This window comes from Kitasatospora sp. NPDC056531 (assembly GCF_042794375.1).
Taxonomy (GTDB): Bacteria; Actinomycetota; Actinomycetes; order Streptomycetales; family Streptomycetaceae; genus Kitasatospora.
This window is the reverse complement of the sequence record NZ_JBHTTU010000187.1, coordinates 1-6,112: the sequence shown is the minus strand read 5'-3', so window position 1 is coordinate 6,112 and position 6,112 is coordinate 1. Positions and strand designations below refer to the sequence as shown.

Sequence of the window (6,112 nt, the reverse complement as noted above, 5' to 3'; positions counted from 1 at the left end):
AGGTGACACCGTGACGGCTGGTGTGCGACGCTGCATGTCGCGCGCCGTCGCGCGCGTTGGAACCGGGGGGTTTCGCATGAGCGGTGGATCGCCGTCGCGTACGCGCCGGCGGCGCGGTCGGACGGCGGGGGTGCTGCTGGTCGTCGTCGGGCTGCTGGTGGCTGCCGCGGCGCTGCGGCCCGAGGGCGGGCTCCTGGGCACGGCTGCGACCGGGCCGGTGGCCGGCCTGGGGTTCGTGGTGCTGCTCGGGCTCGGCTGGGCCGTGCTGGTCGGCAGGTTCGCGGTGCGCTTCCGCGAAGAGGTCCGCCATCTCGACGGGCCGACACCCCGGGCCGAGCGCCTGCGGGAGACGGCCATGCTCCTGCTGCCGCTGGCCGCCGCCGCGGTGCCGGTCCTGCTGCTGGTCCTGCGCGGCCGGGCCGAATCCGGGCCGGTCGCCGTGCCCCGCCCGCGGCCGGTGATGCCCACCGTCACCCCCGAGGCCGTCCCGTCGTCCCCGCGGGTACCGGTCCCGCCGGCCGCCGGCGAGGTGCTCGAGGTGCTGGTCACGGCACTGTTCGCCCTGGCGGCGGTGGCCGTGGTCGTCCTCGGCGCCGTCCTCGTGTTCCGGCTGCGGGTCCGCCGCCGGGAGGCGCCGGCGGTGCCGCCCGCCCCGCCCGCGGCCCCCGAGGCCGCTCTCGTCGAGGCCGTCGCCTCCGGCCGCAGGGCCCTGGAGGGGGCGGACGCCCGGGCGGCGGTGATCGCCTGCTACGCGGCGATGGAGGGCTCACTGGCAGCCTCCGGCCTGCCCCGGCGCGCCTGGGAGAGCCCGACGGAGCTGCTGCGGCGCGCGCTGTCCGACGAGCGGGTCGACGCCACCGGGGCGCGGGAGCTCACCGCGCTGTTCCGCGAGGCCCGGTACTCGACCCACCGGATGGACGACGACCAGGTGCGCCGGGCCCGTACGGCCCTGGACGCCATCGCCGCCCGGCTCGCGGACGCCGCACCCCCGCCGGCGGCCACCGGGGCACACACCGCGGGGGAGCACGCGGCGGGGGAGGTCGCCGCGGGGGAGTACCGACGAGCAGCGCAGGGGGAGCACCGATGAGCAGCGCGACGCCCCACCGCGACGGGCCCGCGGACGGGGCGGACCGCGAACTCGCCCGCCCCGGCTCGGTGCGCCACAGCCTGATCGAGCTGGCCGCGCCCGCCGTCCTCGCCGAGATCCTGTTCGCCCTGGTCGGCGGCTGGCCCGGGGCGGGGGCCGGCGCGGTCCTGCTGACCGTCACCGCCCTGCTCGTCGCCCGCCGCGTGGCCGGCGCGGGAGCCGAGCCCCTCTCCCTGCGCCGCCGGCCGCGGCAGATGGAGGCGTACGAGCCCGGCCTCGGAGACTGGCGCTGGACGGTCCGCCAGGGCCTCGACCCCCAGGGCGACGCCGCGCCGCTGCGCGCCAGGCTCCGACGGCTGTACGCGGTACGGCTCGCGGAGGTCCACGGCCTGGACCTGTCGGCCGACGGCGACCGGGCCGCCGAACTCCTCGGGCCCCGGCTGTGGCCGTGGATCGACCCCGCGGCGCCCGTCCCGGCCGAGGTCTTCCCGGCGGAGGTCGTGCGCGAGCTCGTCGACCGGCTCGACGCCCTGTGACCCACCGCGTCCCAGGGGCGAACGCCCCCCTGACCCGGATCCGGGCCCGGAGCCGGGGCGGCCGCGCCTCTCCGCACCGCCCTGCACCGCCCCCGTCACCGCCCCCTCACCGCCCCCGTCACCGACCGAATCGTTTCCGCAGGAGAGTCATGCCCGACCTTTCCACCACCCTCCACGGCCCCGCCCACCCCGCCGGCCCGGGCACGGTGCCGGGGCAGGCACCGCAGGACGTACCGGCGCTGACCCCGCGGCAGGCCGGTGAGCGGGCCCGCGCGGTGATCGGGGAGATCGAACGGGCCGTGGTCGGCAAGCCCGAGGCACTGCGCCTGGTCATGCTCGGCGCCCTCGCCGGCGGCCACGTCCTGATCGAGGACCTGCCCGGGCTCGGGAAGACCCTGCTGGCCCGCTCGTTCGCGACCACCCTCGGCCTGGACTTCCGCCGGATCCAGTTCACCCCCGACCTGCTGCCCTCCGACGTCACCGGTGCGCCCTTCTACGAGCGCAACACCGGCGAGATGGTGTTCCGGCCCGGCCCGCTGTTCACCCAGCTGCTGCTGGCCGACGAGATCAACCGGACCCCGCCCAAGACCCAGGCCGCCCTGCTGGAGGCGATGGCCGAGGGCCAGGTCTCCGTCGACGGCGCCACCCGCCGCCTGCCGGACCCCTTCCTGGTCATCGCCACCGCCAACCCGATCGAGTACGAGGGCACCTACACCCTGCCCGAGGCCCAGCTCGACCGCTTCCTGCTGCGCGTGCGCATGGGCTACCTCCCCACCGCCACGGAGGCGGCGATGCTGCGCGCCAGGATCGACCGGGCGGCCCCCGAGCCGGTCCTGGAGACCGTGGCCGGTCCGGCGGAACTGCTCGCCATGCGGGCCGCGGTGGAACGGGTCGAGGTCGACGACGACCTGGTCGACTACGTCATCGCCCTCGTCGACGCCACCCGCAACGACCAGCAGATCCAGGTGGGCGCCTCGCCCCGCGGGGGCCTGGCGCTGATCCAACTGGCCCGCGCCCACGCCATGGTGGAGGGGCGTGACTACGTGACCCCCGAGGACGTCAAGGCGCTGGCCGGCCCGGCCCTGGCCCACCGCATCACGCTCAGGCCGGAACTGTGGGTGCGCCAGATCGAGGCGGACGACGTGATGGCGCGGCTGATCGCCTCCGTTCCCGCGCCGCAGACGCTGCCCCGCACGGTGACACCGTGAATCCCGCCCCGGCCACCGCCCCCGCCCAGGACGCGGCCCCGGCCGAGCCGGCTACCACACAGGCCCCGGCCACCGCCCCGCCCGCCGACGGCACGGACCGCCTCGCCCACCGCGCCCGGGCCCTGGCCGTCGCCCGCAGCGCCCGGGCCAGCGCCGCCGGCCTGCCCGACAGCCCGCCGCCGCCGCACTGGCGGGCCGGTGAGCAGACCCTGCGCCTGCTCACGGTGGCCACCGTCGCGGCCGTCGCGGCCCTGGTCACCGGCCACGCCTGGCTGCTCGCCCCGGCCGCCTTCGCGGCCGTCCTGCTCGCGCTGGCGGCCCCCGGACGCAGCCGCCCCACCCGGCTGTCCGCCGAGAGCACCGCCCGGCCGCGGCGCTGCTTCGAGGGCGAGCCCGTCGCCGTGCACGTCACCGTGGACCACGACGGCCGGATCGGCCCGCCCGAGCCCGTCGTGACGCTCGGCCCCGGCCTCGCCCTGGACGCCCTGACCGTCACCCCGAACGGAGTCGACCTCGTCCTGCGCGCCGACAGCTGGGGCCGCCGGCACCTGGGCGTCGTCGACCTCGACGTGCCCGACGCCCGCGGCCTGACCCGCCGTACCGTGCGCACCGACCTCGGCACCGTCGACGTCTTCCCCGTCCCCGACGCCGCCCGCCTCACCCCGATCCCGGTCCGCCTGCCCGAACGGATCGGCGAGCACACCACCGCGCACGAGGGCACCGGCATCGAGGTCGTCGGCGTGCGCCCGTACGTGCCCGGCGAACGGCAACGGCGGATCCACTGGCCGTCCACGACCCGCCGCGACGCCGTCCAGATCAACCAGTTCGCCGCCGAACGCGCCGCCGACGCCGTCGTCCTGCTCGACACGCTCGCCGACTACATCGACACCGCCACCGGGCGGCGCAGCCTGGACGAAACCCTGCGCGCCGCCACCGGCCTGACCCGCGCCTACCTGCGCCGGCACGACCGGATCGGCCTCGTCGCGGTCGGCGGACGCCTGCGCCAGCTCACCGCCTCCACCGGGGACCGGCAGTTCTACCGCATCGTGGAGAGCGTGCTGGAGGTCCGTCAGGACCGTTCCCGGCGCGGCCCCCTCCCACCCCTGCCACTCGCGGCCCTGCCCGGCCACGCCCTCGTCTACGCCTTCACACCGCTCGCCGACCAGCGCATCCTCGACGTCCTCGGCCAGGTCCGCGAACGCGGCAACCCGCTCGTCGTGGTGGAGATCCCGGTCGGGGAACCGGCGGCCCGCCCCGACGACGAGACCGACGCCCTCGCGCTGCGCCTGTGGCACGCGGAACGCGAGGCGATGCGCGCCACCCTGCGCGGGCGCGGCATCCCGGTGGTCCGCCACACGCCCGGCGAGACCCTGGACCTGGCCCTCGGGCCCCTGCTGCGCCGCCGGATCACGGGAGCCGCCCGATGACCGGCCCGTCGAGCACCAGGACCGCCCCGGCGACCGGCTCGGCGACCAGGCCGGTGCGCGCCACGGAGCCGGGCCCGCCGGCCCGTACGGTCGCCGAACCGGCCCGCCGCCCCCGGTCCGCCCACCGCGCGGACCGGGCCGGACGCCTCGAACGCGCCGCCCTGCGCGCCACCGGCACCGCCCTCGCCCTCGCGGCGGCGGGCACCGGAACCGGCACGCTCACCGACCGGCTGGGGCCCGTCGTCCTCCTGCCGGTCGCCGTCGGCGCCCTGTGGGCCGCCGTCCCCGCGGCGGACGGCCCGGCCCCGGCCGCCTGGCACGCGCGCCTGTCGGCGACCCGCACCACGCTCCTCGCCGCCGGATCTGTCCTGCTCGCGGCCTTCGGCGAGCCGTCCTGGTGGCGGGCGCTCGCGGTGACCGTCCTGCTCGCCGGCCACCTGCTGCTGCTCGACGCGCTGGGCCCCCGCCGCCCGAGCATCCGCCCCGCCTCCGCGGCCGCCGCCCTGACCGCCGCGCTGCTGGTCCTGCCGTCGGCCTTCGCGCCCACCACGGCGGGGGAGTGGTCCCGCCCCCTCGCCGTGCTGGGCCTGGCCGCGGCCGCCGTCGGCGTGGGCCTGGCCCTACGCCCGGAGCCGACGCCGCCCCCTGACGGCCCGTGAACGCGACGGTGGGGGCGGCCCTTCGTCCGGGCCGTCCCCACCGCCGGGTCGCCCGGTGCCTACCTGCCGTCCCGGCGCAGTTCCTCGAACAGCGCGGACTGGCCCTCCAGGAGGCTCTCCAGGAACCGGCTGTGCTTGGTGAGCGTGGTGCTCTGGGTTTCCAGGGTCCGGGTCTGGGCCCGTAGGAGCATGGTCTGCTCCGCCTGGTCGGAGACCATGACGCCGACGGCATCGGCGAGCCGGGTCATCGACTGGCGCTGCCCGGCCCGGTCCGGGTGGACCTCCTCCGGCACCGGGGTGCGCTGGGGCGCGCGGGGGCGGACCTCCGCGCCGTCACGGCCGGTCGGCGCCGCCGGCGCGCGCGTCGCCGCGGACTCCTCGCGCAGGCGGTCGACCTCCGCCTCCAGCACCGCCAGCCGTGCCCGCAGCTCGTCCAACTCGCCCATGTTCTCCACCGTCCAGTACCCTCCCCGGCCGTTCACCTGTTTTCTCCCAGGATGCCCTGGCCTTCAGGCTGGGGAGGAATGGGGCCTTGGCTTGGAGCCGCGAAGCGGCGGAGTGATCTTCGGGGGGGTCTGACGTGAGCTGTTGTCAGTGCCTGTCGGTAGGTTGCTCTCGTGCACCTTCGATACTCCTATCGCATCTACCCGACGGTGGGTCAGCGTGCTTCGCTGGCTCGGACGTTCGGGTGTGCGCGGGTGGTGTACAACGACGCTCTCGCGACGCGGAAGAACGCCCGCAAGGGCGGCCTGCCCTTCCCCAAGAGCGCCGATGTGCAGAAGCTGGTGATCACGGCGGCGAAGAAGACCCCCGAGTGGGCGTGGCTCGCCTCGGTCGGGGTGGACCCGCTGATCCAGTCCCTTCGGGATCTGGACACCGCGTACCGGAACTTCTTCGACTCGGTGTCCGGCAAGCGGCAGGGGCGTCCGGTCGGGTTGCCCCGGTTCAAGTCCCGCAAGGGCAGCCGACAGTCGCTGCGGTTCACCCGCAACGGGTTCCGTATCCGGGGCAACGGGAAGTTGAACCTGGCGAAGATCGGTGATGTGCGGGTGAAGTGGTCGCGGGCACTGCCCGCCGACCCGTCGTCCGTGACGATCGTCCTGGACCCGTCCGGGCGGTACCACGCCAGCTTCGTCGTGGACGTGGAACCGGTCCACCTGCCCGAGGTCGATGCCGAGATCGGCATCGACCTCGG

The 6,112-nt window shown here is 76.6% G+C and carries 7 protein-coding genes; 6 read left to right on the top strand and 1 reads right to left on the bottom strand.

The window, feature by feature from the left end; all coding sequences use genetic code 11:
• Window positions 1-76: 76 nt before the first annotated feature.
• From ACFQ87_RS43740 to ACFQ87_RS43720, 5 genes are all read left to right on the top strand, one after another.
• Window positions 77-1,087: a DUF4129 domain-containing protein gene (locus ACFQ87_RS43740; RefSeq protein WP_380616617.1), complete on the top strand. Its 1,011-nt coding sequence runs from the start codon at window positions 77-79 to the stop codon at window positions 1,085-1,087.
• A complete protein-coding gene (locus ACFQ87_RS43735) occupies window positions 1,084-1,623 on the top strand; it encodes a hypothetical protein (RefSeq protein WP_380616616.1) in 540 nt (179 codons plus the stop codon). The genes ACFQ87_RS43740 and ACFQ87_RS43735 overlap by 4 nt, the downstream gene beginning before the upstream one ends.
• A gap of 149 nt (window positions 1,624-1,772) precedes the next feature.
• A complete protein-coding gene (locus tag ACFQ87_RS43730; protein ID WP_380616615.1) occupies window positions 1,773-2,831 on the top strand; it encodes an AAA family ATPase in 1,059 nt (352 codons plus the stop codon).
• Entirely contained in the window at window positions 2,828-4,258 is a 1,431-nt protein-coding gene (locus ACFQ87_RS43725) for a DUF58 domain-containing protein (protein WP_380616614.1), read from the top strand. The genes ACFQ87_RS43730 and ACFQ87_RS43725 overlap by 4 nt, the downstream gene beginning before the upstream one ends.
• Window positions 4,255-4,917, top strand: coding sequence for a hypothetical protein (locus ACFQ87_RS43720; protein WP_380616613.1), 663 nt, complete (start codon window positions 4,255-4,257; stop codon window positions 4,915-4,917). Before ACFQ87_RS43725 ends, ACFQ87_RS43720 begins: the two co-directional genes overlap by 4 nt.
• A 59-nt stretch (window positions 4,918-4,976) precedes the next feature.
• Here the strand turns inward: ACFQ87_RS43720 and ACFQ87_RS43715 are convergent, their stop codons facing one another.
• Window positions 4,977-5,399, bottom strand: coding sequence for a hypothetical protein (locus ACFQ87_RS43715; protein WP_380616611.1), 423 nt, complete (start codon window positions 5,397-5,399; stop codon window positions 4,977-4,979).
• 135 nt (window positions 5,400-5,534) lie between these two features.
• Between ACFQ87_RS43715 and ACFQ87_RS43710 the strand changes: the two genes are divergently transcribed.
• Window positions 5,535-6,112, top strand: a 578-nt coding sequence (locus ACFQ87_RS43710; RefSeq protein ID WP_380616609.1) for an RNA-guided endonuclease InsQ/TnpB family protein, incomplete at its 3' end; no start/stop codon positions are given.

What these genes read in the sequence shown, in the direction of transcription:
- ACFQ87_RS43740 (WP_380616617.1), top strand. Translation starts at nt 77, where the DNA reads ATGAGCGGTGGATCGCCGTCGCGTACGCGCCGGCGGCGCGGTCGGACG.
- ACFQ87_RS43735 (WP_380616616.1), top strand. Translation starts at nt 1,084, where the DNA reads ATGAGCAGCGCGACGCCCCACCGCGACGGGCCCGCGGACGGGGCGGAC.
- ACFQ87_RS43730 (WP_380616615.1), top strand. Translation starts at nt 1,773, where the DNA reads ATGCCCGACCTTTCCACCACCCTCCACGGCCCCGCCCACCCCGCCGGC.
- ACFQ87_RS43720 (WP_380616613.1), top strand. Translation starts at nt 4,255, where the DNA reads ATGACCGGCCCGTCGAGCACCAGGACCGCCCCGGCGACCGGCTCGGCG.